This is a genomic window from Erwinia sp. JH02 (genome assembly GCF_013074405.1).
In the GTDB taxonomy this organism is placed as follows: domain Bacteria; phylum Pseudomonadota; class Gammaproteobacteria; order Enterobacterales; family Enterobacteriaceae; genus Erwinia; species Erwinia rhapontici.
This window is the reverse complement of the sequence record NZ_JABANZ010000013.1, coordinates 15244-38596: the sequence shown is the minus strand read 5'-3', so window position 1 is coordinate 38596 and position 23353 is coordinate 15244. Positions and strand designations below refer to the sequence as shown.

At 54.5% G+C, this 23353-nt stretch carries 25 protein-coding genes; 16 read left to right on the top strand and 9 right to left on the bottom strand.

What is annotated here, in order from left to right:
- The first annotated feature begins 57 nt into the window (after positions 1-57).
- From HHI26_RS22095 to trpS, 5 genes are all read left to right on the top strand, one after another.
- Positions 58-1038 carry an SPOR domain-containing protein gene (locus tag HHI26_RS22095; protein ID WP_171149706.1) on the top strand — a complete coding sequence of 327 codons (981 nt, stop codon included), beginning with the start codon at positions 58-60 and terminating at the stop codon, positions 1036-1038.
- A 126-nt stretch (positions 1039-1164) separates the two neighbouring features.
- A complete protein-coding gene (gene dam, locus HHI26_RS22090) occupies positions 1165-1983 on the top strand; it encodes an adenine-specific DNA-methyltransferase (RefSeq protein WP_133846668.1) in 819 nt (272 codons plus the stop codon).
- A gap of 37 nt (positions 1984-2020) precedes the next feature.
- Complete coding sequence (gene rpe, locus HHI26_RS22085; protein ID WP_133846669.1) at positions 2021-2707, top strand: ribulose-phosphate 3-epimerase; 687 nt, start codon at positions 2021-2023, stop codon at positions 2705-2707.
- Positions 2691-3368: a phosphoglycolate phosphatase gene (locus tag HHI26_RS22080; RefSeq protein ID WP_133846670.1), complete on the top strand. Its 678-nt coding sequence runs from the start codon at positions 2691-2693 to the stop codon at positions 3366-3368. Before rpe ends, HHI26_RS22080 begins: the two co-directional genes overlap by 17 nt.
- 17 nt (positions 3369-3385) lie before the next feature.
- The gene (trpS, locus tag HHI26_RS22075; protein WP_133846671.1) at positions 3386-4390 is read left to right on the top strand and encodes a tryptophan--tRNA ligase; all 1005 of its coding nucleotides are present in this window, start codon (positions 3386-3388) and stop codon (positions 4388-4390) included.
- Between the two features lie 55 nt (positions 4391-4445).
- Here the strand turns inward: trpS and HHI26_RS22070 are convergent, their stop codons facing one another.
- Positions 4446-4889, bottom strand: coding sequence for a hypothetical protein (locus tag HHI26_RS22070; RefSeq protein ID WP_171149705.1), 444 nt, complete (start codon positions 4887-4889; stop codon positions 4446-4448).
- A 152-nt stretch (positions 4890-5041) separates the two neighbouring features.
- Here HHI26_RS22070 and HHI26_RS22065 point away from each other — a divergent pair, with 152 nt between their 5' ends.
- Positions 5042-6319 carry a cytosine deaminase gene (locus tag HHI26_RS22065; protein ID WP_171149704.1) on the top strand — a complete coding sequence of 426 codons (1278 nt, stop codon included), beginning with the start codon at positions 5042-5044 and terminating at the stop codon, positions 6317-6319.
- Between the two features lie 50 nt (positions 6320-6369).
- Here the strand turns inward: HHI26_RS22065 and tsgA are convergent, their stop codons facing one another.
- Complete coding sequence (tsgA, locus tag HHI26_RS22060; protein WP_133846674.1) at positions 6370-7554, bottom strand: MFS transporter TsgA; 1185 nt, start codon at positions 7552-7554, stop codon at positions 6370-6372.
- 276 nt (positions 7555-7830) lie between these two features.
- Here tsgA and ppiA point away from each other — a divergent pair, with 276 nt between their 5' ends.
- The 3 genes from ppiA (at position 7831) to HHI26_RS22045 (ending at position 10345) form a co-directional block, all read left to right on the top strand.
- Positions 7831-8403, top strand: a complete 573-nt coding sequence (gene ppiA, locus HHI26_RS22055) for a peptidylprolyl isomerase A (protein WP_133846675.1) — start codon at positions 7831-7833, stop codon at positions 8401-8403.
- Positions 8404-8462: 59 nt separating this feature from the next.
- On the top strand, positions 8463-9041 hold the full coding sequence (locus HHI26_RS22050; protein WP_133846676.1) for an aminodeoxychorismate synthase component II: 579 nt from the start codon (positions 8463-8465) through the stop codon (positions 9039-9041).
- A gap of 86 nt (positions 9042-9127) precedes the next feature.
- Positions 9128-10345 carry an aspartate aminotransferase family protein gene (locus HHI26_RS22045; protein ID WP_133846677.1) on the top strand — a complete coding sequence of 406 codons (1218 nt, stop codon included), beginning with the start codon at positions 9128-9130 and terminating at the stop codon, positions 10343-10345.
- 255 nt (positions 10346-10600) lie between these two features.
- Here the strand turns inward: HHI26_RS22045 and HHI26_RS22040 are convergent, their stop codons facing one another.
- A complete protein-coding gene (locus HHI26_RS22040) occupies positions 10601-12676 on the bottom strand; it encodes a YccS/YhfK family putative transporter (RefSeq protein WP_159337861.1) in 2076 nt (691 codons plus the stop codon).
- A 57-nt stretch (positions 12677-12733) separates the two neighbouring features.
- Positions 12734-13366, bottom strand: coding sequence for a cAMP-activated global transcriptional regulator CRP (gene crp / locus HHI26_RS22035; RefSeq protein WP_000242758.1), 633 nt, complete (start codon positions 13364-13366; stop codon positions 12734-12736).
- Positions 13367-13735: 369 nt separating this feature from the next.
- Between crp and HHI26_RS22030 the strand changes: the two genes are divergently transcribed.
- Together HHI26_RS22030 and HHI26_RS22025 are read left to right on the top strand one after the other, a co-directional pair.
- The gene (locus HHI26_RS22030) at positions 13736-14143 is read left to right on the top strand and encodes an OsmC family protein (protein WP_171149703.1); all 408 of its coding nucleotides are present in this window, start codon (positions 13736-13738) and stop codon (positions 14141-14143) included.
- A gap of 260 nt (positions 14144-14403) precedes the next feature.
- Positions 14404-15582, top strand: a complete 1179-nt coding sequence (locus tag HHI26_RS22025) for an amidohydrolase (RefSeq protein ID WP_159337863.1) — start codon at positions 14404-14406, stop codon at positions 15580-15582.
- A 14-nt stretch (positions 15583-15596) separates the two neighbouring features.
- Here the strand turns inward: HHI26_RS22025 and HHI26_RS22020 are convergent, their stop codons facing one another.
- The 3 genes from HHI26_RS22020 to HHI26_RS22010 form a co-directional block, all read right to left on the bottom strand.
- A complete protein-coding gene (locus tag HHI26_RS22020; RefSeq protein WP_133846681.1) occupies positions 15597-16466 on the bottom strand; it encodes a phosphoribulokinase in 870 nt (289 codons plus the stop codon).
- Positions 16467-16566: 100 nt separating this feature from the next.
- Complete coding sequence (locus HHI26_RS22015) at positions 16567-16785, bottom strand: YheU family protein (protein ID WP_133846705.1); 219 nt, start codon at positions 16783-16785, stop codon at positions 16567-16569.
- The gene (locus tag HHI26_RS22010) at positions 16785-17801 is read right to left on the bottom strand and encodes a hydrolase (protein ID WP_167864264.1); all 1017 of its coding nucleotides are present in this window, start codon (positions 17799-17801) and stop codon (positions 16785-16787) included. Before HHI26_RS22010 ends, HHI26_RS22015 begins: the two co-directional genes overlap by 1 nt.
- Positions 17802-17861: 60 nt before the next feature.
- Between HHI26_RS22010 and HHI26_RS22005 the strand changes: the two genes are divergently transcribed.
- A complete protein-coding gene (locus tag HHI26_RS22005; RefSeq protein WP_133846683.1) occupies positions 17862-18464 on the top strand; it encodes a LysE family translocator in 603 nt (200 codons plus the stop codon).
- 255 nt (positions 18465-18719) lie between these two features.
- Here the strand turns inward: HHI26_RS22005 and HHI26_RS22000 are convergent, their stop codons facing one another.
- Positions 18720-18977, bottom strand: coding sequence for a hypothetical protein (locus HHI26_RS22000; RefSeq protein WP_171149702.1), 258 nt, complete (start codon positions 18975-18977; stop codon positions 18720-18722).
- 27 nt (positions 18978-19004) lie between these two features.
- On the opposite strand from HHI26_RS22000, the gene tauA reads away from it, so the two are divergent.
- Genes tauA through tauD form a run of 4 tightly spaced genes read left to right on the top strand, consistent with a single transcriptional unit; the run spans position 19005 to position 22424 of the window.
- Positions 19005-19982 carry a taurine ABC transporter substrate-binding protein gene (gene tauA / locus HHI26_RS21995; RefSeq protein ID WP_159337869.1) on the top strand — a complete coding sequence of 326 codons (978 nt, stop codon included), beginning with the start codon at positions 19005-19007 and terminating at the stop codon, positions 19980-19982.
- Positions 19983-19996: 14 nt separating this feature from the next.
- Positions 19997-20764 (top strand): taurine ABC transporter ATP-binding subunit, encoded by a 768-nt coding sequence (gene tauB / locus HHI26_RS21990; RefSeq protein WP_171149701.1) that lies wholly within the window; start codon positions 19997-19999, stop codon positions 20762-20764.
- Positions 20761-21588 carry a taurine ABC transporter permease TauC gene (gene tauC / locus HHI26_RS21985; RefSeq protein WP_159337873.1) on the top strand — a complete coding sequence of 276 codons (828 nt, stop codon included), beginning with the start codon at positions 20761-20763 and terminating at the stop codon, positions 21586-21588. The genes tauB and tauC overlap by 4 nt, the downstream gene beginning before the upstream one ends.
- Positions 21585-22424, top strand: coding sequence for a taurine dioxygenase (tauD, locus tag HHI26_RS21980; RefSeq protein WP_133846688.1), 840 nt, complete (start codon positions 21585-21587; stop codon positions 22422-22424). Before tauC ends, tauD begins: the two co-directional genes overlap by 4 nt.
- Before the next feature lie 76 nt (positions 22425-22500).
- On the opposite strand, the gene HHI26_RS21975 is transcribed toward tauD, so the two are convergent.
- On the bottom strand, positions 22501-23226 hold the full coding sequence (locus HHI26_RS21975; protein ID WP_133846706.1) for an NUDIX domain-containing protein: 726 nt from the start codon (positions 23224-23226) through the stop codon (positions 22501-22503).
- Positions 23227-23353 lie beyond the last annotated feature (127 nt).

The window sequence follows — 23353 nt, the reverse complement described above, 5'->3', positions numbered from 1 at the left end:
TGATGTATCGCCGTTCAAGGGTTCGAACGGCATTGCCGCTCTATGGGAGGAGGTTAAATGGACGAGTTTAAACCGGAAGACGAGTTAAAACCTGACACCAGCGACCGCCGACCAACGCGGTCCCGCAAAACGTCGTCTGCACCAAAAATCCCTGTATCCCGACAGCATATGATGATGGGAATTGGTATCCTGGTTCTGCTGCTGCTTGTGTTAGGTATTGGGTCTGCATTGAAATCACCTGATAACAGCAGTGCGAAACAGCCTGCAACGCCTGCGGGTAACGCCGGTGGTGAAAAGAATATCGATCTCTCCGGGTCCTCTTCAATGAGCGGCCAGTCAGGCCAGCCAGCTACGTCTGAAACCGGTACAACCCCGAATAATACTCAGTCGGCTTCGTCACAGAATGTGGGTGTTCCACCGATTTCCCCAACGCCGACAGAAGCACAGCCAGTGCAGACACCGCCGAATCAACAGCGTGTTGAGCTGCCAGGCGATCTGAATACAGCTTTGAATGACCAGCAAGGGCAGGTTGATGCTGCAGCACAGGCAGGTCAGGGAGAGTCTTCATTGCCAACGGCGGCTGCTACAGTAGCACCAGGGGCAGAAACTCCGCGCCAGGCAAGCAACAAACCTGTTACGGCTCCACGTCCGACGGCAACGCATCAGAATAAACCGGCGGTGGCCCATACGCCTGCTGCCAGTAAGCCTGCGGCGAAAGAAAGTAAACCAGCGACTACAGCCAGTCAGAGTACGCCAGCCGCGCGTAGCGGTAGCACCCCCGGCGGTAACTTTACGCTGCAGCTAAGCAGTGCATCGCGTTCAGACACGTTGAATGCCTGGGCGAAAAAACAAAATCTGAGTGGCTATCATGTCTATCAGACCACGCGTAACGGACAGCCTTGGTATGTACTGGTGAGTGGCTCTTATGCGACTTCAGGTGATGCTAAACGCGCTGTTGCCTCTCTACCGGCGGAAGTTCGTGCTCAGAACCCTTGGGTAAAACCGGTGAGCCAGGTAAAAAAAGAAGCGGGTAAATAACACCCCGCCGGGGAAACCCGGCGTATCCTTAGTGTGTGTGCGTGCCGCTGGCACGCAGAGCATTCAAAGCGCAGATATGCTGTCGGTGTAACCACAGCCTGATGAGTAAAAGTAATTAACGACAGCATGAAAAAAAATCGCGCTTTCTTGAAGTGGGCAGGTGGCAAGTACCCGTTGCTCGATGATATCCGACGCCATCTCCCTGAAGGGGACTGTTTGATCGAACCCTTCGTAGGGGCGGGCTCGGTATTTCTTAACACCCAGTACTCAAAGTACATTCTCGCAGACATTAACAGCGATCTGATTAACCTCTATAACATCGTTAAAGAACGCACGGATGAATTCGTGGCAGATGTGCGCATGCTCTTCGTTCCTGAAACGAATGATTCGGCGGTGTACTACGCCTATCGCAAAGAGTTTAATCTGTGCCGCGATGATTACCGACGAGCGGTGTTGTTTTTATACCTCAACCGCCATTGTTACAACGGTTTGTGCCGTTATAACCTGAGCGGTGAGTTCAACGTGCCGTTTGGTCGTTATCGCAGACCCTACTTTCCGCAAGATGAAATTTACTGGTTTGCCGAACGGGCCCAGCAGGCGACTTTTGTCTGTGAATCTTACGATGTTACGCTGGGGAAAGTGCAAAAGGGGGCAGTGGTCTATTGCGATCCACCCTATGCACCGCTCTCCACGACCGCTAACTTTACGGCGTACCACACCAACAGCTTTAGCATGCGTGAGCAACAACATCTGGTCGAACTGGCTACGATGCTGGCCAACGAGCAGAGCATTACCGTGCTGATCTCGAACCACGATACGCCGCTAACACGTCAGTGGTACGAGGGCGCTATCCTGCATGAAATCAAAGTGCGTCGTTCGATCAGCCGCAGTGGCAACACGCGAAGTAAGGTCAATGAATTACTGGCGTTGTATACTGGCCGGTGATGACGCCTGAAACTCAGGCACAACCAGGGAGAAACGGATGAAACAGTTTTTAATTGCCCCATCAATTCTTTCCGCAGATTTTGCCCGCCTGGGCGAAGACACTGCTAAAGCACTGGCTGCTGGCGGTGATGTGGTTCACTTTGATGTGATGGATAACCATTACGTTCCCAATCTCACGATGGGGCCGATGGTGTTAAAAGCCCTGCGCGATTATGGCGTGACTGCGCCGATCGATGTCCATCTGATGGCCAAACCGGTTGATCGTTTGATACCTGATTTTGCCAAGGCCGGTGCCAGCTATATCACCTTCCATCCAGAAGCCTCCGAGCATGTTGATCGCACACTGCAATTAATTAAAGAGCAGGGCTGCAAGGCGGGCCTGGTGCTGAACCCGGCAACCCCTCTCAGCGTGCTTGATTATGTGATGGATAAGCTGGATGTGATCCTGCTGATGTCCGTGAACCCGGGCTTCGGTGGTCAGTCATTTATTCCGGGTACCCTGAATAAACTGCGTCAGGTACGTAAGCTAATCGATCAGAGCGGCTATGATATTCGCCTGGAAGTGGATGGCGGCGTTAAAGCGGACAACATTGGTGAGATTGCCGCAGCGGGTGCCGATATGTTTGTTGCCGGTTCAGCCATTTTTGGTCATCCCGATTACAAAAAAGTGATCGATGATATGCGCACCGAACTGGAGAAGTCTCGTCATGGGTCATTTCACTAACGTCCGTGCCCTCGCGTTTGATCTTGATGGCACGCTGACCGATAGCGCCCCAGGATTGACGAGTGCCGTTGATAGCGCACTCAATGAGCTGAACCTACCCATAGCGGGTGTTGAGCGGGTATCAACCTGGATTGGCAACGGGGCGGATATTCTGATCGAGCGCGCTCTGACCTGGGCGCTGGGCCATGCCCCACAGAGCGCCCTGCTGTCTGATGCGCGGGTGCTGCTGGATAAACACTATGCACAGAGCGTAGATGGTGGCAGCCTGCTGTATCCTGGCGTCAAAGAGACGCTGGCCGCGCTGGCCGCACATAACCTGCCGATGGCGCTGGTCACCAATAAGCCCACTCCGTTTGTTGCTCCACTGCTGCAATCGCTCGGTATTGCCGACTACTTTTCCCTGATTATTGGTGGCGATGATGTGGTGGCAAAGAAACCGCATCCGGCCCCGCTGTTTCTGGTTTTGGGCAAGTTTGGTCTGCTACCGGGAGAGTTGGTATTTGTTGGCGATTCACGCAATGATATTCAAGCCGCGCAGGCGGCAGGATGTCCCTGCATTGGCCTGACTTACGGCTATAACTACGGTGAGCCTATTGCCACCAGTCAGCCCGACGTCACGCTTGATCATTTTAACGATTTGTTGCCCGCACTCGGGCTGTAATTATTCAGGACGGAAACATGAGCAAACCCATCGTATTTAGCGGCGCACAGCCTTCAGGTGAACTGACCATCGGTAACTATATGGGTGCGCTGCGTCAGTGGGTACAGATGCAGGATGATTACCACTGCATCTACTGCATCGTTGACCTGCACGCCATCACGGTTCGTCAGGACCCGGTTGCACTGCGTAAGGCTACGCTGGATACGCTGGCACTCTATCTTGCCTGCGGCATCGATCCACAGAAAAGCACCATTTTTGTTCAGTCGCACGTGCCTGAGCATACGCAGCTTGGCTGGATCCTTAACTGTTACACCTATTTCGGTGAACTGAGCCGTATGACTCAGTTTAAAGACAAATCCGCACGTTACGAAGAAAATATCAATGCGGGGCTGTTTGACTACCCGGTGCTGATGGCGGCAGATATCCTGTTGTATCAGACCACTCAGGTGCCGGTAGGTGAAGACCAGAAACAGCATCTGGAGCTGAGCCGTGATGTGGCTTCGCGCTTTAACGCACTGTACGGCGACATCTTTACCGTGCCAGAGCCGTTTATTCCTAAATCCGGGGCGCGCGTGATGTCGCTGCTGGAGCCGACCAAGAAAATGTCCAAGTCTGATGATAACCGCAATAACGTTATCGGCCTGCTGGAAGATCCGAAGTCGGTAGTGAAGAAAATTAAACGTGCGATGACCGACGGCGATGAACCACCGGTGGTGCGTTATGATGTGAAAGAGAAGCCTGGTGTGTCGAATCTGCTGGATATTTTGTCCGGTGTGACCGGTAAGACGATGGCCGAGCTGGAAGCCGAGTTTGCTGGCCAGATGTATGGCCACCTGAAAGGAGCGGTTGCGGATGCGGTATCAGCCATGCTGGGTGAGCTGCAGGAGCGTTATCATCGTTACCGCGATGATGAAGCCTTCCTTGAGCAGGTGATGCGTGATGGTGCAGCAAAAGCGCGTGCGCAGGCGCAGGGCACCCTGAAAAAAGTGTATGAGGCCATCGGCTTCGTTGCTCAGCCGTAAATCGTTACCGGTGGCAATCTGCTAAGGGTTGCCACCCGTTAAGAAAGCAAGAGCATCATGACTGGCGGTGCTCTTTTTTCAATACCAGAATTGCCCCGTCAAACCAGTAGAGTGTTAGCGTATCGTTGACCGGTGCGGTAACGACGGCCCCCGGCCCCCACGGCTCATCGCCACATATCACATTGTACCCACCCGCGACCTGATAGCTGTCTTCGGGATCGTTCTCATCGGCAGACGTCAACGTCGGTCTCTTCAGACAGTTATCCGTTGCCGGATCGATCGTCCGCTGCGCACTGCCTTGACTCCACATAATCTTATTTGACGAAAACGTCACCACTGCGCCCATATATTGCGGATCGTTCTCCATCACAGCCTGGATGCCTGTGCTATCCACATGTACGGCATCAACGTGCCAGATACCTTCCAGCGTGGCATAGTCAGGTGCAGCCGCCATCAGTGGCTGGCTTACCAGCATGCAGGCGATGATCAGGTGCTTCATGGTCCTTTCCTCGCAGTCAATCAGAATGCTGAGTATAGAGGGGAAATTAGCATTCAGGCTGCTGATTTTCATCGGTTCATTCAGAGATTTCCGGCAGCAGTATTAATCCGTGATAGGGTTAACAGCGTGTCTTATTGATGACGGAGGGATTTATGCGTCCAGAATTACAGTGGATTAATCACGTTCGCCTGCCGGAGCGTGAAGGGCTTTGGCAGATTGAGATCCAACAGGGCAAGATTGTGCATATCATGCCACAGCCACCAACGCGTGCCAGCGGTGAAGCACTGGATGCCGAAGGTGGGTTGGCCTTCCCTCCGTTTATTGAAACGCATATTCATCTGGACACCACGCAGACAGCGGGTGAGCCTGCCTGGAATCAGTCTGGGACCTTGTTCGAGGGCATTGAGCGCTGGGCTGAGCGTAAGGCCACGCTGACGCATGATGATGTTAAGCAGCGGGCTCGTCAGACACTGAAGTGGCAAATCGCCAACGGTATTCAGCATGTGCGTACCCATATTGATGTCTCCGACCCGACGCTGACCGCGCTGAAAGCGATGCTGGAAGTGAAGCAGGAGATGGCGCCGTGGGTGGATATTCAACTGGTGGCCTTCCCGCAGGAGGGCATTTTGTCTTACCCCGATGGTGAAGCGCTGCTGGAGAAAGCATTGCAATTAGGGGCCGATGTGGTGGGGGCAATACCGCATTTTGAGTTCACCCGAGAATACGGCGTTGAGTCATTGCACCGTGCTTTCGCACTGGCGCAAAAGTATCAGCGTATGGTGGATGTGCATTGTGATGAGATCGATGATGAACAGTCGCGTTTTGTTGAAACCGTCGCGGCGCTGGCGCACCGTGAACAGATGGGAGCCCGCGTGACGGCCAGTCATACCACCGCAATGCACTCCTATAACGGTGCTTACACCTCACGCCTGTTCCGCCTGCTAAAGCTGTCTGGAATTAATTTTGTGGCTAACCCGCTGGTGAATATTCACCTACAGGGCCGTTTCGATACCTATCCGAAGCGCCGGGGCATTACGCGGGTGAAAGAGATGCTGGAGGCGGACATTAATGTCTGCTTTGGTCACGATGATGTTTTCGACCCCTGGTATCCTCTGGGGACTGCCAGCATGTTGCAGGTCTTGCACATGGGGATGCACGTGTGCCAGTTGATGGGATACGAACAGTTAGATGCTGGGATTAACCTGATAACCACTTACAGCGCCAGAACGCTGCAACTGAAGGATTACGGTATCCAATGCGGTAACAGTGCTAACCTGGTGATCTTGCCTGCTGAGAGCGGTTTTGATGCCTTGCGCCGTCAGGTTCCAGTGCGCTACTCGATCCGTGATGGACGAGTGATCGCCGAGACAGCTCCCGCCACCAGCATTATCCATTTGGATGAGAGTGAAAAGGTGGATTTCAGGCGATGACGCTGCATAAAAAAAAGGCCGGATTAACCGGCCTTTTTGACATCTTAAGGTTAGTGGGAACCCATATGTCCATGCAACTTGTGCTTGCTGACGAAACCGAGCAGCAGACACATCACAAAGACCACCGCGTACAGGCCGTTAGCGGTCGCCAGCGCCGCGTGTGCACCGCCTTTCTCTACGATCGGGCCAGTGACCACGAAGGTCAACATGGTGCCAACGGTGCCGCAGGTCAGGATGAAGTTCACCAGTTTTGGCGAAGCGACCTTAGTCTGCAACGAACCCAGTGTGATAATGGTGGTGTAGATAGCGCTGGAGAAGAAGCCCAGGCTCATCATGATCCACTTCAGCATGGAGGCATCCGTCGCGCTGATAAACCAGTACATCAGCGCAGTGGCGGCCAGTGCCAGTACGGTGAGGATGCGCTGCGGATCGAAGAAACGCAGAATGGCACTGAAGGCCCACATACCAATCATATACGCGGTCCAGAAGTTACCGACCAGACCCCCGGCTTGTTCGATACTCTGCCCCATATTTTTGGTCGCGTACAGCGGCACCCAGCCAATAAAGCCAAGCTGGCCAAGGATGTAGCACAGTGCTGCCACAGCCAACAGGCCGACGCCGATGCCCCACTTCTCTTTCACTACAGGCTCGCCTCTGGTGGCTTTCTTGCCCAGTACCGGGAATTCAAAGCACAGTGCCAGAACAAAGATGGCGACATAGATGACGCCGATGCAGGCGTATACCCAGTACCACGGCAGAGAACGCGCGAGAATAGCGGCAGCAATAATCGGGAAAATGGTACCCGCCATGCTGAAGAAGGAGTCGGTAAACAGCAGGCGAGAGCCACGCTGACGTCCTTCATACAGATGGGTGATCAGGAACGTACCGATGGACATGGTAATACCACTCACCACGCCAAGCACAAACATGCACAGAGAGAAAACGGTGAGGCTGTGGCTGTTCATCAAGCCCAGCACGGCCAGCACCATCAGCACAAAGCCGAAAATAAGCTGACGCTTCAGTGGCACAATTTCCATCAGCCAGGCGTTCAGGAATACCGCCAGCAGGATACCGGCGTTCAGGAAGGTAAAGGTATTACTCATCTGTGCCACGGGCAGCTGGAAGTAAGCAGCAATATTCTCCAGTACCATACCGGTAACGATAACCACTGCACCGGTCAGCGCATAAGAGAAGAAGCTGATCCAGGTAAGCCCAATTCGATCGCGATTTGTCATAGTGGAAACCTGTTTGAAAGAGAAGTCGTCGGGCGGAATGCCCGTGGTAAACGAGAGAAGTTTAACGATATTCGTGATCTGCTTAAATATTTAATGAAATGAATATCTTCATATTTCATTCATAACGTGATCATTATCACCATTCGGACTTCTCTTATCCCGTTTGCTTCAAGATGTTTGCAGCGTAAATAAAGGTAAAACGCTGGCGCGTTGGTAAGTGCCTCTTTACAATCAGCGTTGTTTTTATGGTTTGTTGCACTCAGTAAGGAATCTTTCATGTTGAAACGTACTTTGACCGCAGTGGCGACCGTTCTTGCCCTGTCGACAATCTCTGCCTCCGCTATTGCCGCGAAGGGGGACACGCATGTGCTGCTGACCACTTCCGCCGGTACTATCGAACTGGAACTGAACAACCAGAAAGCACCGGTATCGGTGACTAATTTTGTGGATTACGTCAACAATGGTTTTTATAACAACACCATTTTTCACCGCGTGATCCCGGGCTTTATGCTGCAGGGCGGGGGATTCACCGCTGACATGCAGCAGAAGCAGCCTAAACCGCCGATAAAAAATGAGGCAGATAACGGCCTGCTCAATAAACGTGGCACCATTTCAATGGCGCGTACGGCTGAGAAGGACAGTGCAACCAGCCAGTTCTTTATCAACGTGGCGGATAACGCCTTCCTCGATCATGGTCAGCGTGATTTTGGCTATGCCGTCTTCGGTAAAGTGGTGAAGGGAATGGATGTGGCCGATAAGATCGCCCAGGTGCAGACGAAAACTTTTGGTCCTTACCAGAATGTTCCGGTGACGCCGGTGGTGATCCTGTCTGCCAAAGTGCTGCCATAATTCTCTGATGGCATTCTGTCAGGGCCGCCTGGTGGCGGTCCTGCTGTAACGAGCCCACCATGCTGCTTCTGATCGACAACTACGACTCCTTCACCTGGAACCTCTACCAGTATTTTTCTGAGCTGGGAGCCGAGGTATGCGTGCGCCGCAATGACGAGATCACGCTGGCTGAGATTGACGCGCTGGCGCCGGAACATCTGGTGATCTCTCCAGGCCCCTGTACACCGAATGAAGCCGGGATCTCTCTTGAGGCTATCCGTTATTTCTCCGGGAAATTGCCTATCCTTGGCGTTTGTCTGGGGCACCAGGCAATCGCACAGGCCTTTGGCGCCCGCGTGGTACGCGCACGCAAGGTGATGCACGGCAAAACATCAGCGATTGAACATCGTGATGGCGGCGTGTTTGCCGGGCTGAATCATCCCCTGACGGTGACCCGCTATCATTCATTGATTGTTGAAAGCGGCAGTCTGCCTGCTGAGTTTGAAGTGACCGCCTGGACCGTGGATGAGAATGGTCAGCCTGATGAGATCATGGGCTTCCGCCACCGCACGTTATCGCTGGAAGGGGTGCAGTTTCACCCGGAAAGCATCCTCAGCGAGCAGGGGCATCAACTGCTGGATAATTTCCTCAAACGCTGATTAACGTTTGCCTTTTAGTGACTTTTTATGCATATTTTATGACTATATTTTCACATCCCTGAAAAGACTAAATGGTGAGGTAGTGAATGGCGGCGGAAAAATTAGCGGTAACACGTGCAACGTTCGATGAGGTGATTTTGCCTGTTTATGCACCAGCACAGTTTGTGCCGGTGAAAGGGAAAGGCAGCCGCGTTTGGGATCAGCAGGGTAAAGAGTACATTGATTTCTCTGGCGGTATTGCGGTCACCGCGCTCGGGCATTGCCATCCGGCGCTGGTAGAGGCATTAAAAACGCAGGGTGAAACCCTGTGGCACACCAGTAACGTCTTCACTAACGAACCTGCCCTGCGTCTGGCGACCAAACTGATCAACGCGACTTTTGCCGAGCGAGTGTTCTTTGCTAACTCCGGTGCGGAAGCAAACGAAGCGGCGTTTAAGCTGGCGCGTTACTACGCCACCAAACGTCACAGCCCGTTCAAAAGTAAAATCATTGCCTTCCATAACGCCTTCCACGGTCGCACGCTGTTTACGGTGTCCGTTGGCGGCCAGCCGAAGTATTCCGATGGCTTCGGGCCAAAACCTGCCGATATAGTCCACGTCCCGTTTAACGATCTGGCCGCAGTAAAAGCGGTGATTGACGATCATACCTGCGCCATTGTGGTTGAGCCGATTCAGGGAGAAGGGGGCGTGATGCCCGCGACGCCAGAATTTATGCAGGGGCTGCGTCAGCTCTGTGATGAACATAATGCGCTGCTGGTTCTGGATGAAGTGCAAAGCGGCATGGGCCGCAGCGGTAAACTGTTTGCGTATGAGCATTATGGTGTGCAGCCGGATATTCTCACCACCGCCAAAGCGCTGGGCGGTGGTTTCCCGGTCAGTGCCATGTTAACGACTAACGACATTGCATCGGTTATGGCGCCTGGCGTGCATGGCACCACCTATGGCGGTAATCCGCTGGCCTGTGCGGTGGCTGAAGCTGCACTGGATATCATCAATACGCCAGAGGTGCTGGAAGGTGTGGAAGAGCGCCGTCAGCTGTTTGTTGATGCGCTTCAGGCGCTGGATGCCCGTTTCGATTTGTTCAGCGATATCCGTGGCAAAGGCCTGCTGATTGGCGCGGAGCTGAAATCACAGCATGCTGGACGTGCGCGCGATATTCTTAACGCCGCAGCAGAAGCCGGTGTGATGGTGCTGGTTGCCGGAACTGACGTGATGCGTTTTGCGCCTTCGCTGGTCATTGAGCCAACGGATATCGCCGAAGGCATGGCGCGTTTCGCCACGGCTGTTGAGAAAGTCCTGGGCTGATTGCCGTGGGCGGGGCATGCCCCGCCCCTACGTTGTTTCGTCGATGTCAGGCATATCCCAGACCAGCGTCGGCATGCCGCTAATTCGTAGGGGTCAGGCATATCCTAGGCCAACGTCGGCATGCCGCTAATTCGTCGATGTCAGGCATATCCCAGACCAGCGTCGGCATGCCGCTAATTCGTAGGGGTCAGGCATATCCCAGGCCAACGTCGGCATGCCGCTAATTCGTAGGGGTCAGGCATGCCTGACCCGCGATCATGACGATTTCCTCAAGCGCCGGGACAGCCAGCGGCCATGATGTGGGCGCTGGCTCCAGGTCAGCGACGAAATGGTGTGCATTACGCTGAGGTGGCCAAGAATACGCTTCACGTGTCGCTCCATAATGGTCACCGGCCCCTGATGGAAGTCCTCGGGAGCATCCAGTACATTGCTGCCTGAATCCGGTCCGTCATACTCCAGACGCTGCTGACAGCGTTGCAGGGCAATTTCGCAGGATTGCAAATAGCGCTCTGCCAGCGTCGGCGTTAGCATCGTATGCTCCCGCGCCAGAATGGTCATGGCGTTGATATGCTCAACAATAAACTGGCTGTGCGTGACCCACAGCTGCATATCGGCCAGGTAGCGTGAATTAAAGCCCGGTTCCTGCATCGCCTGATGCAGTGAGTTAAACAGCGCATTATGCGCCTGATTCACCCGCATACGCTGGTATGCCAGTTTCTCCGCATCCTGTTCGCTGCCCAGCAGCTTCTGCAATGCCTCCTGATAGGTCTCCAGCGCATCGTGCGCATTCTGACGCATCAATCCACTCTGCCACTGTGGCCATAGCCAAATCATGCCGCCGAAGGCAATCAGACAGCCCATTAGTGTATCCATTAAGCGCGGCAGCAGGAACTGCGCTCCGTTCAGCGACAGCAGTTGCAATGTATACACCGCGGTGACCGTGAATCCTACGGTTGCCCAGCCGTAAAACTTGCGGATAAACAGATAGCTCACCAGGGTAATCAGTAGCATCACCAGCAGCACCCAGGATTCCGGGGCATGTAAACCGAGCGTGGCAGCGGCAATGGCCAACCCGGCCAGCGTTCCCAGCGCCCTGTGCTGGATACGTACCCGAGTAGCGCTGTAACCGTTGAGGCTGACAAACATCACCGTCATCAGTATCCAGTAAGGCTTCGGCAGATTGAAGAACAGGGCCAGTGAACTGGCGAAGGTCAGCATGACTGCATAGCGTGCGGCGGTGCGCAGGGCAGAGGATTTCAGCGACAGATAACTCTTCAACGCAGGAAACAGCGGCAGGCGGCGCTGGCGGTCCGCCATCAGGTCGCGACGGTACAACGGGTGCTGGGTGCGTAGCACGCGGGCGATACGGCTGAAGTGATAATAGCAAAAGTTGCCAACCGGATTATCGGGGTGCTGACGGGATATTTTTTCCAGTGCCTGAAGCGGTTTTTCCATCGTGAAACGTTCAGGGAAGCGGTGATAGAGGATATCGTCAGCCAGTACCCGCAGGCGTGTGGCAATGGTCTGCGCATTCCAGCGGATCACCGCCTCGGCGTGGCTCTGCTCTACCAGCTTCTGTACTTCCTCGGGCTGATGCAGGCTGACGGCAATATGTTCCTGTAGATCGAGGGCGACCTGAAATGCGCGCGTCAGTCGCTGATAATGGTCGCGATTGGCGGCCAGCATATGCATTTGCTGGTAACAGGTGTTAATCAGATCGACGGCTTTCTGTTGGCGGACCAACAGGGGAGGCAGGGCGGTTTGGGGATCGGTCAACTGGGTTAGCAGACTGTATTTCGCTTCGCAGTAATCAGCCAGTTCATGATAGAGCAGACTGAGGGTTTCGCGCATCGGCTGTTCTTTCCACAGCCAGAACCAGAACCAGTTAAACGCGCCATACCAGACGGTACCGAGAATGAACAATAGCGGCGGCTGCCACATGGGCATGCGTCCGGCCAGACTGAGGGTGAAAATGGCGGCAATCAGCGATGCCGGTAGCAGACGACCGTGCAGCGGACTGATTTCACCGGTGACGCCAAGCAGCAGTGCCATGACCAGCAGGATCACGGGCAGTGGCACCTCTTCTGCCCCGGCGTACTGAATCAAAAAGCTACTGAAAGCAAACAGGCAACCGCCTACGATCAGACGTTTGAAGAAGCGTTTGTGTGGAGTATCAAGACCGGCATTGTTACAACAGGCGGGGACTAATGAGAACAGCAGGCCGTTTTGCAGGTTGCCGAGCATCCAGCCGATCGCCACGGGTAAACACAGCACCAGTGTTTGCCTGAGTGCGTAGTTAACTTCGGGGTGATAGATAATTCTCCGCCACATGAGCCACACCAAATAAAAACGGCGCGACTGGGCGTCGCGCCGTGGGTTCAGAGCCGGTTAACGTGTTCCGTAAACAACAATGGTTTTACCATGTGCTGAGATCAGGTTTTGATCTTCCAGCATTTTCAGAATACGACCCACCGTTTCGCGGGAGCAGCCGACGATCTGGCCGATCTCCTGACGGGTGATTTTGATCTGCATCCCATCCGGGTGCGTCATGGCATCCGGTTGTTTCGCCAGATTCAACAACGTCTGGGCAATGCGTCCGGTCACATCAAGGAAAGCTAAATTACCCACTTTCTCTGATGTGACTTGCAGGCGACGCGCCATCTGTGAAGACAGGCGCATCAGGATGTCAGGATTCACCTGAATCAACTGACGGAATTTTTTGTAGGAAATTTCAGCCACTTCACAGGCTGTTTTCGCACGTACCCATGCACTGCGCTCCTGACCTTCTTCAAAGAGGCCCAGCTCGCCAATGAAGTCGCCCTGATTGAGGTAGGAGAGGATCATCTCTTTGCCTTCTTCATCCTTGATTAACACCGCTACTGATCCTTTAACGATGTAATAGAGGGTTTCCGCCTTCTCACCCTGATGAATCAGAGTGCTTTTGGATGGATATTTGTGAATATGGCAATGTGACAGGAACCATTCGAGTGTAGGGTCTGTTTGCGGTTTGCCGAGAACCATTCGCTGTTATCCTCTGTTGTAATCGTGCCTAAATATACCCTGTATTCGGCGTGCTGCAGATGCGTTGCCGCTGGCCTGAAGCGCGAAATATTTTTGGGTATCAGGGGATGTATCCCTGCCAGGCGTTGAAATATTCAAGCGTTCCCATAGGGAAATTATACGGGCCTCTGTTAAGAGCATGGCTCGTGCTGTCGTCCCGTTTTTACCGTGCATTGTTATGCCAGTAAAATATTGCAGCTTCGTTTGTAGCACAGCTTTACAAGACTGTCTTCTGTTGTCTCGCTTCAGCATAGTTCGAAAAAGGCAACGTTGCCGTTTTTGTGAGTGCAGCGTACTCTGCGGTAACTGAATCAATGAGAGGATTTTGTGATGCAAGCACGAGTTAAGTGGGTTGAAGGGATGACGTTTTTGGGAGAATCCTCATCCGGCCATCAGATTTTGATGGATGGCAACGCGGGGGATAAAGCACCCAGCCCGATGGAGATGGTGCTGATGGCTGCCGGGGGATGCAGTGCGATTGATGTGGTGTCTATTCTGCAGAAAGGCCGTCACGATGTCGCCGACTGTGAAGTTAAATTGACCTCGGAACGTCGTGAAGAGGCACCGCGTATTTTCACCCATATTAACCTGCACTTTATTGTCAGCGGCAAGTCGTTAACGGATAAAGCCGTTTCACGTGCGGTCGACCTCTCTGCGGAGAAATACTGCTCGGTGGCGATTATGCTGGGGAGCGCGGTGAAAATGACGCACAGCTATGAAGTGACAGATCTGACCTGAAGCTGGTTTCTTATGGGTAACGATGTTCGTTGTCGTTACCCACAGCTGACAGAACGTAGCGTACACATCCTGCTATTCCTCTCTCTACCCGCATTTCACGCCACGGCAGGCGAATAACATCAGCGGTATATTTCCCTCGTTCTACATTCCTTTCTTAATTTGCTGCAGGCTGGCGAAACAACAGCTGAATGTCCGGCGTTTGCCCATGATTCTCTGTTGCTGCCTGGTCTGCCGTTGTCAGATTTAATCAACCAGGAGTCATGATGACTATCGAGACGCTGATTCAGGATGTCACACCAAAGGTGCTGCAATGGCGGCGGCATATTCACGCGAATGCCGAACTCTCTTTCCACGAGCATGGCACCGCAGACTATGTTGCCGCTGAACTGGCAAAGTTTGGCCCATTAACACTTAGTCGCCCGACGCCAAATAGCGTACTGGCTGAACTTGAGGGGCCGCGTAGTGGTGACTGCATTGCCCTGAGGGCCGATATGGATGCGCTGCCTATTGAGGAGTTGAACAGTGAACCTTTCACCTCGCGCAATCGCGGTGTGATGCATGCCTGCGGGCATGATGCGCATACGGCAATGCTGATGGGGGCGGCATGGGTGTTGTGCCAGCAGCAGAGTAAGCTTGCCGGCAAAGTGCGCTTTATTTTCCAGCATGCGGAAGAAGTGCCGCCAGGCGGGGCCAGCGAGCTGATTAAGCTGGGCGTATTGAATGGTGTATCAATGATCTTCGGTCTGCATGTTTTCCCGGGACTGTCTACCGGCCAGGTGGCTGTGAAAGAGGGCGTCTTCAGCGCTGCCAGCGATAACTTCGACCTGACCCTGCAGGGAAAAGGCGCCCACGCAGCGATGCCGCAGGAGAGTATCGACCCGGTGACGCTGGGCGCAGGAGTGGTGCAGGCACTTCAGCAGATTGTCTCACGTCGTCTTGACCCTAACGAAGGTGCCGTACTGACGGTCGCGAGTTTTCAGGCTGACGGCGGCTATAACGTTATCCCTGACACGGCGCATCTGCGCGGCACGCTGCGCACGCTCAGCCAGAGTGCGCGTAACACTATCCCGCAGATGATGTCACAGCAGCTGGACGGAATGACGCAGGGAGCAGGGGCCAGCTACGTGCTGAAATGGACGCCGGGTTACACCACCGGGGTTAATCACCCGGACGCCTGCCGTATTGCAGTGGATAATGTGATTGCCACGCTGGGGGATGATGCCTTGCAGGTTATGCTGCATCCAATGTTTGGCTGCGAGGACTTCTCAGCCTATCAGCAGGTAGTGCCGGGCTGTTTCCTGTGGGTCGGGTCGGGCAACCCGGAAAAAGGGACCTGCCGGGGGCTGCATAACCCCCATTTTCGCCTTGACGAAGATGCGCTAAAAATCGGGGTGAGGCTGCATACCGGCTTTATCCACCGCCTGCTGATGAAGCGATAACAGGATAAATGGGGTCAGCCGATTTTTTTGCCTTCGATAAGGCGTTTGACCAGTGGCCCCATAATCAACTCCATTGCCAGTCCCATTTTTCCACCTGGTACCACCAGGGTTTTGATATGCGAGATAAACGAACCTTGCAACATGGAGAGAAGATAGGGGAAGTCGATATCTTCCAGCCCCTGAAAGTGGATGACGACAAAACTTTCATCCAGAGAGGGGATGCCGCGAGCAGCAAAGGGGTTAGAGGTATCCACCGTGGGGACGCGCTGGAAGTTAATATGAGTGCGTGAGAACTGCGGCGTAATAAAGTTAATGTAGTCCTCCATGGAACGCACCACTGAATCCATGACCGCTTCACGCGAGTGACCGCGTTCACCCGTGTCGCGCACCAGTTTTTGTATCCACTCCAGGTTAACGATAGGCACCACGCCGACCAGCAGGTCCACCTTGTCTGCCACGTTGTGCAGCGGAGTCATTACGCCGCCATGCAAACCCTCATAAAACAGGACATCGGTGGGTTCAGGCAGCGGCTGCCACGGGGTAAATGTACCCGGCACCTGGTTCCAGGGTACGGCTTCATCATAGGTGTGCAGATATTTGCGCGACTGCCCTTTACCGCTGCGACCATATTCACTGAACGTTTGCTCCAGCAGGCCAAAGTCATTGGCTTCAGGGCCAAAATAGCTGACGTGCTTTCCCATATCGCGCGCTTTACGGATTGCCATATCCATTTCCGGGCGGGTAAAACGGTGGAAACTGTCCCCTTCGACCTCGGCTGCCCGCAGATTAAGTTGCTGAAAAATCTTCCTGAAAGCCAGGCTGGTGGTGGTGGTTCCTGCCCCACTGGAGCCGGTGACGGCGATGACCGGATGTTTGGCTGACATGGCGTGCAACTCCCTGATAAAGGTCGGACGGACGGATCATTGGTAACATGTTTTACCCGTCCAAGTCATTATGGCTTCACGTTTACTTATTCACGACTATTTATTCACGAAACTGGCCGCGCGGCATGATGTTGACGGATTCATGCAATTCCGACCACACCAGCACTACCTCGCCGCTGTTGAGCTGGCGACGGACATCGTCGACTTTCTGTTTTAGCGAGCGCTCCTGTTCACCATAGTCGGTGCCTTCACGCAGCACGAAGGATTCAATCAAATTGTCGAGCGTCTCGGTATCAAGGTCTTTCCAGGGGATAATCATCATTTCTCCAGCCAGGTGTTAAGCCACTGAGGGATGCGCTGTTCCAGCCACATCGCAGGTTTACGCAGCGTGCCGCCGACGAAACCGACGTGTCCACCATGCTGCGTCAGCTGATACTCAACACAGGCGGGCAGTAATGCCGGATCAGGGATGACCTCAGGGGTCATAAAAGGGTCGTCTTTCGCGTGTATCACCAATAACGGTTTACGCACGCCGGGGAGCAACGGCATGGCACTGCAACGATGATAGTAGTCGCTGGCATCCGCAAAGCCGTGCGCGCGCGCGGTGATCGCATCATCAAAGTCGCGTAGCAGGCGCAGCGATTTAAGCTGAGCCAGGTCGACAGGAAGTGTTCCCGGCCACGCGCGGAGTTTGCGTTCGGCATTCTGCTTCAGCAATCCCAGCAAATAACGCTGATAGATGCGTGAAAATCCCTGCTCCAGCCGCAGACTACAGGGTTCCAGCATCAGCGGGGCGGAAACCACCACGCCCGCGTCCAGCAGGCAGCCCTCGCCCTGCTTGCCCATCATACAGGCCAGCATATTCCCGCCCAGGGAAATCCCCACCGCGGCGGTAGGAACCTGTCCCCATTCATCGCGCAACCACTGCAAAAAGTAGCTGGCGTCTTCTGTCTCACCGGAGTGATAGATACGGTTGAGCCGATTCGGTACACCACTGCAACCGCGAAAATGCATCACCACGCCAAGCCAGCCGCGATCTTTCCACGCCTGAAGCAGGCCGTGCGCATAAGGGCTGTGAAAACTGCCCTCCAGCCCGTGGAACAGGACCACTCGGGGTTTGTGGCGTGCGGCCGCCGGATCTTCACTCCATGCCAGATCGACAAAATCGCTATCCGGTAACGTCAGGCGCTGCCAGTGGGGTTGCAGGGTAATGCGGCGACGGATCAGGCGCGGCAGAATGGTTTGCAGATGCGGATTGCTGGTGCCCATTAGTGGACGAAAAGCGTTATCCGTCAGGGGGCTAAAATTTATCGGGTTAGAGCTTGTAGGATCCATAGCACGCTGTTAGCTTCGTCAGGTTGTTAATTTTTCAGAGGGGTGGGGAGCACCCGTTCTATGGAACTGAGTCTGTTTTTATCAATGCTGGGCTTTCTGTGGGTCGCGGCGATTACGCCAGGCCCTAATAATATGTTACTCACCGCCTCAGGTGCTAACTTTGGTTTTCTGCGCTCTCTGATGTTACTGATCGGCATTATGATCGGGATGCAGGTGATGCTGCTGATGGTGGCCTTTGGCGTGGGTGGTTTGATTCTGCTTTATCCTTCCCTCCATCTGTTCCTGAAAATAGCGGGCAGTGCCTATTTGCTCTGGCTGGCGTGGAAAATCGGCAGCGCGGAATACGAAAAACTAGAAACGGGTAACGCACCCGCAGCGCCGATGCCGTTCTGGCAGGGCGGTCTGTTGCAACTGATTAACCCGAAAGCCTGGCTAATGGCACTGGGTGCCGTGGCCAGCTTCAGTCTGGCCGGTGAAGCCTACAAAAACTCGGTGATTGCCATCAGTATTGGCATGGCGCTGGTCAATGTGGTTTCCGGGGTGATCTGGTTAGGCTTCGGCACGCTGATAGGCCGCATTCTGCGCAGTCGCCGGGCCTGGACCCTTTTCAATGTTTTTATGGGGTTGTTAACAGCGGCCTGCGTATTGCTGATCTGGCACTAAAACCGCGGGCGAGGCGTGCCTCGCCCCTACGGTATTTGCTTCGGACCTACGATATTCTTCATTTTCCGTAGGGGCCGGGCATGCCCGGCCCGATTACGGCTTAAACCCATCGGTTTTCAGCAGACTGTTCAGCACGGTGAGGCCGGTCTCGAACGCCAGCGTATCGTTTTCCAGCAGGCGCAAATGCTGCTGGGCGAAGGCGGAGTTCAGTGCTTGTAACGCATATGTCGGTAGTTTTTCCGCTATTGATGGCCGTCAGGCTTTGCGTTTCAGCATTTGATTGATGGTATCGGCCATCTCTTTTTGCAGGGCAGTCGCCTGGCGTTGAGACTGTGGTGCAAGGGAAATGCGCAGTGCGTAAACCCTGCTTATTCTGAAAATACGCTTAACTAAGGCTTTTACCATTTTTTGGCAAATCAATTCACAATTCCTCCTAAGCAATTTTTGATATAAAAAAGAATTTTTAATTACTTTATTACGATAGTCGCGCCCGGTTACAAAGGAGGTGTTCACCAATAACAATAATCTCTGGAGCGGGCTATGGCGGGTAAATTCACACTTTCAATATTGGCAGCGGCATTGTCACTGACAGCACTCAGCGTTCAGGCAGTCGATGTCACCATCGCGTATCAGACATCAGCAGAACCGGCAAAAGTCGCTCAGGCTGACGGCACCTTTGCCAAAGAGAGCGGGGCGAAAGTCGACTGGCGTAAATTTGACAGCGGCTCCAGCGTGATCCGCGCACTGGCTTCCGGCGACGTACAGATCGGCAATATCGGTTCCAGCCCACTGGCGGTCGCCGCCAGTCAAAAACTGCCTATCGAGGTGTTCCTGCTGGCTTCCCAACTGGGCAACTCCGAAGCGCTGGTGGTGAAAAAAGACATCAAGAGTCCGAAAGACCTGATTGGCAAGCGCATCGCCGTGCCCTTTATTTCAACCACGCATTACAGTCTGCTGGCGTCGTTGAAGCACTGGGGCATTAAGCCGGGCCAGGTACAGATCATCAACCTGCAACCCCCGGCCATTCTTGCAGCCTGGCAGCGTGGTGACATCGATGGTGCTTACGTCTGGGCTCCGGCAGTGAATCAGCTGGAGAAAGACGGCAAGGTGCTGACCGATTCCGCCCAGGTCGGGAAATGGGGTTCGCCAACGCTGGATGTGTGGGTAGTGCGTAAAGACTTTGCCCAGCAGCATCCGGAAGTGGTGACTGCCTTTGCCCGCAGCGCACTGGACGCGCAGAAAGCCTATCTTGATAACCCGCAGCAGTGGCTGAAGCAGGACGATAACCTGACCAAACTGTCGCGCTTCAGCGGTGTGCCGAATGCCGACGTTCCGGTTCTGGTGGAAGGAAATACCTATCTGACAGCGAAACAGCAGGTGGAGCAGCTTAACGGCCCGGTTAACAAGGCGATTGTGGATACGGCCCAGTTCCTGAAGGAGCAGGGCAAAGTGCCGGACATCGCAACGGATTACAGCAGCTATGTCACCGACCGCTTTGTGAAACCCCTCGCACAATAACAGGAGCCAGAATCATGCTGTCAGTCTCTCATCTTCGCGCCAGCTATGCAGGACAACTGGCATTACAGGATATCAACCTGTCGATCGGCAATGGAGAGCTGGTAGTGGTTCTGGGCCCATCGGGCTGTGGTAAGACGACGCTGCTTAACCTGATTGCCGGATTTATTCCGGCAGACAGTGGCAGCATTACGCTGGACGGCCAGCCGGTGAGTGGACCGGGCGCCGACCGGGGCGTGGTCTTTCAGCATGAAGGGCTGCTGCCATGGCGCAATGTACTGGATAACGTTGCATTCGGGCTGCAGCTGGCAGGAGTGGAAAAAAATGCCCGCCGGGCAGTGGCACGCCAGATGCTGAAAAAAGTCGGGCTGGAGGGTGCTGAAAAACGCTTTATCTGGCAGCTTTCGGGCGGTATGCGTCAACGCGTTGGCATTGCCCGCGCACTGGCGGCTGACCCGCGTCTGCTGCTGCTCGATGAACCCTTCGGCGCACTTGACGCCTTTACCCGCGAGCAGATGCAGGAACTGTTGCTGACGTTATGGCGCGACAGTGGCAAACAGATTCTGTTGATTACGCACGATATTGAGGAAGCCGTATTCCTCGCCAGCGAACTGATTCTACTGTCTCCGGGGCCGGGCCGTATTGTCGAACGCCTGTCACTCGACTTTGGCCGCCGCTATGCAGCGGGGGAAGCCTGCCGCGCGATTAAATCCGATCCTGCCTTTATTGAACGCCGTGAATACGTACTCGGCCGGGTGTTCCAGCAGCGTGAGGTATTTGCATGAGCTCCCTGATTAACGAAAAAAGCACGGTGCGCCGTGTGAAATGGCGCTGGCCGCTGTCGCGTCAGCTGACACTCAGCGTGGGTACACTTCTGGTGTTGCTGGCCGTGTGGTGGGCCGTGACCGCCTTACAGCTGATTGAGCCACTGTTTCTGCCGCCGCCGCAGAAGGTCTTACACCAGTTACTGATCATCGCCAGCCCGGTCGGGTTTATGGATGCCACGCTGTGGCAGCATTTGGGTGCGAGCCTGACGCGCATTGTGATTGCGCTGTTGGCCGCGACGTTGATTGGCGTTCCGGTCGGCATTTTTATGGGGCTGAATGACACCGTGCGCGGCATTCTCGACCCGTTGATTGAGCTGTACCGTCCTGTGCCGCCGCTGGCTTATTTGCCACTGATGGTGATCTGGTTTGGTATTGGCGAGACCTCAAAAATTTTACTGATCTACCTGGCGATTTTTGCGCCGATCGCGATGTCGGCGGTGGCCGGGGTAAAAAGTGCTCAGCAGGTCCGTCTGCGTGCCGCCCGCTCACTTGGTGCCAGCCGCTGGCAGGTGCTGTGGCATGTGGTTCTGCCCGGTGCGCTGCCGGAAATCCTGACAGGCATTCGTATTGGTCTTGGCGTCGGCTGGTCGACGCTGGTGGCCGCTGAACTGATCGCCGCCACCCGCGGATTGGGCTTTATGGTGCAGTCAGCTGGCGAGTTTCTCGCCACCGATGTGGTGCTGGCCGGTATCTCAGTGATCGCCCTGATAGCTTTTGCGCTGGAGCTGGGGCTACGCGCCTTGCAGCGCCGCCTTACCCCCTGGCATGGAGTACAACAATGAACGAACGTATTAAAATTCAGGCGCTTGGCCCCTATATTGGTGCCCAGGTCAGCGATGTAGATTTGACCCGCCCGTTAAGCGATGCGCAGTTTGAGCAGCTCTATCATGCGCTGATCCGCCATCAGGTACTGTTCCTGCGTGACCAGCCGTTAACCCCGCAGCAGCATCGCCAGCTGGCGGCACGGTTTGGCGACCTGCATATTCACCCGGTTTATCCGCATGCGCCGGATGTGGAGGAGATTATCGTGCTGGATACCCATGACGATAACCCGCCGGATAACGACAACTGGCATACCGATGTGACGTTTATTGAAACCCCTCCAGCCGGGGCGATCCTCGCGGCGAAGCAGTTACCCGAAACCGGGGGCGATACGCTGTGGACCAGTGGGATCGCTGCGTATAACGCGCTGTCTGAACCGTTACAGGTGCTGCTGGGTGGGTTACAGGCCGAGCATGATTTCCGCAAAGCCTTCCAGGAATACAAATATCGCGGCAGTGAGGAAGAACATCAGCGCTGGCAGCAGGCGGTGGCGAAGAATCCGCCCGTGTTACATCCAGTGATCCGCACCCATCCGGTCAGCGGTAAAAAGGCGTTATTTGTTAATGAAGGCTTTACCACGCGTATTGTCGGTCTGACAGAGAAGGAGAGTGATGCGCTGCTGCATTTCTTGTTTGCCCATGTCACCAAACCTGACTTCCAGGTGCGCTGGCGCTGGCAGGTGGGTGATGTGGCCATCTGGGATAACCGCGTGACGCAACATTATGCCAATGCGGATTATTTACCGGCGCGCCGCATCATGCACAGAGCAACGATATTAGGGGACAAGCCCTTTTAACAAAACGGATTGTACCGGAGCGAGACAAGGCGCGAGGAGACGCAGCAACACAGTCGCAGCACGGTACAAGGCCGTTTTAATTGTCGATCATCAGGTTGCGTGAGAAGTTATGGACATCCGCACCCGGCTTAAGGCGATACAGTTTGGCCTTTCGCGCGCCCGTCGCCACGCTTTCCCCGGTTTCCTCAAACATCGCTGAGGCCTCAAAACGACGGATCAGGCTTTTACGCTGCACCGGGCGGTCGAGGATCGTTTCGGTTACGTCCTGCAACTGCGTGAGGGTAAAGGCGGCAGGCAGGCAGTAGACGGGCAGCAGGGAGTAGAGCGTTTTTTGCCGCAGCCGTTGCAGGGCTTCGGCAATAATCAGCTGGTGGTCAAAGGCGATATCGCTGCGCTGTGCCAGCCCGGCCAGCGGTTGCCACTGCACATCGCTCACGTCCTCACTTTCTGCGCGGCAATTTTCCGCGGCGATCAGCGCATACCAGGCAGTGGTCAGGCTCCAGCCGCGGGGATCTCGATCTGGCCCTGACCAGGTTGCCAGCTGTTCAAGCCACGGAGGATTGACCGTGGTTTTCTCACGCAGTTTACGCAGCGCCGTGGCACGCGTGGATTCATCCTGTTGCATATCAATAAACCCTCCCGGTAGCCCCCACCATCCCCGTTGCGGATGATTAGCACGTTCTACCAGTAATACGCACAGCTGTTCCTGCCATAGGGTAAACAGCACGCTGTCGACGGTGACAAGCGGTGCGGCATAGCGTGAGGCATCGTACTGCGCCAGATACTCTTCTTCTGATGACATCATAGGGTTCCTGCAGGAAGTGTCGCTGGGACACACTACCAGCCCCGGCGTAATGATTCAATCATGCCGCTTTTTTGATGAGATTTATTTGATTTAAAATCATGGTGTTAACCAGTTTTTCTCTCCG

Coding starts and splice junctions, on each gene's coding strand:
- HHI26_RS22095 (WP_171149706.1), top strand. CDS start 58: ATGGACGAGTTTAAACCGGAAGACGAGTTAAAACCTGACACCAGCGAC.
- dam (WP_133846668.1), top strand. CDS start 1,165: ATGAAAAAAAATCGCGCTTTCTTGAAGTGGGCAGGTGGCAAGTACCCG.
- rpe (WP_133846669.1), top strand. CDS start 2,021: ATGAAACAGTTTTTAATTGCCCCATCAATTCTTTCCGCAGATTTTGCC.
- HHI26_RS22080 (WP_133846670.1), top strand. CDS start 2,691: ATGGGTCATTTCACTAACGTCCGTGCCCTCGCGTTTGATCTTGATGGC.
- trpS (WP_133846671.1), top strand. CDS start 3,386: ATGAGCAAACCCATCGTATTTAGCGGCGCACAGCCTTCAGGTGAACTG.
- HHI26_RS22070 (WP_171149705.1), bottom strand. CDS start 4,889: ATGAAGCACCTGATCATCGCCTGCATGCTGGTAAGCCAGCCACTGATG.
- HHI26_RS22065 (WP_171149704.1), top strand. CDS start 5,042: ATGCGTCCAGAATTACAGTGGATTAATCACGTTCGCCTGCCGGAGCGT.
- tsgA (WP_133846674.1), bottom strand. CDS start 7,554: ATGACAAATCGCGATCGAATTGGGCTTACCTGGATCAGCTTCTTCTCT.
- ppiA (WP_133846675.1), top strand. CDS start 7,831: ATGTTGAAACGTACTTTGACCGCAGTGGCGACCGTTCTTGCCCTGTCG.
- HHI26_RS22050 (WP_133846676.1), top strand. CDS start 8,463: ATGCTGCTTCTGATCGACAACTACGACTCCTTCACCTGGAACCTCTAC.
- HHI26_RS22045 (WP_133846677.1), top strand. CDS start 9,128: ATGGCGGCGGAAAAATTAGCGGTAACACGTGCAACGTTCGATGAGGTG.
- HHI26_RS22040 (WP_159337861.1), bottom strand. CDS start 12,676: ATGTGGCGGAGAATTATCTATCACCCCGAAGTTAACTACGCACTCAGG.
- crp (WP_000242758.1), bottom strand. CDS start 13,366: ATGGTTCTCGGCAAACCGCAAACAGACCCTACACTCGAATGGTTCCTG.
- HHI26_RS22030 (WP_171149703.1), top strand. CDS start 13,736: ATGCAAGCACGAGTTAAGTGGGTTGAAGGGATGACGTTTTTGGGAGAA.
- HHI26_RS22025 (WP_159337863.1), top strand. CDS start 14,404: ATGATGACTATCGAGACGCTGATTCAGGATGTCACACCAAAGGTGCTG.
- HHI26_RS22020 (WP_133846681.1), bottom strand. CDS start 16,466: ATGTCAGCCAAACATCCGGTCATCGCCGTCACCGGCTCCAGTGGGGCA.
- HHI26_RS22015 (WP_133846705.1), bottom strand. CDS start 16,785: ATGATTATCCCCTGGAAAGACCTTGATACCGAGACGCTCGACAATTTG.
- HHI26_RS22010 (WP_167864264.1), bottom strand. CDS start 17,801: ATGGATCCTACAAGCTCTAACCCGATAAATTTTAGCCCCCTGACGGAT.
- HHI26_RS22005 (WP_133846683.1), top strand. CDS start 17,862: ATGGAACTGAGTCTGTTTTTATCAATGCTGGGCTTTCTGTGGGTCGCG.
- tauA (WP_159337869.1), top strand. CDS start 19,005: ATGGCGGGTAAATTCACACTTTCAATATTGGCAGCGGCATTGTCACTG.
- tauB (WP_171149701.1), top strand. CDS start 19,997: ATGCTGTCAGTCTCTCATCTTCGCGCCAGCTATGCAGGACAACTGGCA.
- tauC (WP_159337873.1), top strand. CDS start 20,761: ATGAGCTCCCTGATTAACGAAAAAAGCACGGTGCGCCGTGTGAAATGG.
- tauD (WP_133846688.1), top strand. CDS start 21,585: ATGAACGAACGTATTAAAATTCAGGCGCTTGGCCCCTATATTGGTGCC.
- HHI26_RS21975 (WP_133846706.1), bottom strand. CDS start 23,226: ATGTCATCAGAAGAAGAGTATCTGGCGCAGTACGATGCCTCACGCTAT.